Origin of the sequence: Vibrio sp. Isolate22, assembly GCF_022398115.1 — a bacterium.
Lineage (GTDB): Bacteria > Pseudomonadota > Gammaproteobacteria > Enterobacterales > Vibrionaceae > Vibrio.
This window is the reverse complement of sequence record NZ_JAKEUW010000159.1, coordinates 1-587: the sequence shown is the minus strand read 5'-3', so window position 1 is coordinate 587 and position 587 is coordinate 1. Positions and strand designations below refer to the sequence as shown.

At 50.8% G+C, this 587-nt stretch carries 1 protein-coding gene; it reads right to left on the bottom strand.

Features of this window, described 5'->3' with window-relative positions:
* Window positions 1-587, bottom strand: a 587-nt coding sequence (locus L1D55_RS27515) for a cadherin-like domain-containing protein (protein WP_239919521.1), incomplete at both ends; no start/stop codon positions are given.

Genomic DNA, 587 nt, shown 5'->3' with positions numbered 1-587 from the left:
CAAATCACCGCTCACTGGCGCATCATTAACGGCCTTCACATCCACTTCGGCCGTCGTCGATACTTTCTCACCATCTTCATCGGCAACCACAACCGTTAAGCTCACACCACCGTTGAAGTTCTCATTCGGTGCAAAGCTGTAGGTGCCGTCGTCATTCGCCGTTAAGATGCCGTCAGTGCCCGTGTACGTTACACTGTCTAGGCTGACATCGCCTTCCACATCACTCGATTGAGCCAGTAACTGCGCTTCCGTGAAGGTAATCACTTCATCTTCATTAATGGAGTAACTGGTTGAGCCTGCAACCGGTGCATCGTTCACTTCAACAACGGTTAGGCCCGCTGTTGTTGATGCGGTTTCTCCGTCCTCATCACGGATGACAACGTTGAAGCTCACATCACCGTTGAAGTTCTCATTCGGTGCAAACGTATACGTGCCATCATCGTTGGTCGTGAACACACCATCAGAGCCACCGTAAGTGACCGTACTTACCGACACATCACCTTCTACATCCGAGGAGTTCGCTAACAACTGCTCGTTACTGATGGTGATCGAGTGATCTTCATTCACGGTATAAGACGTGCTACCCG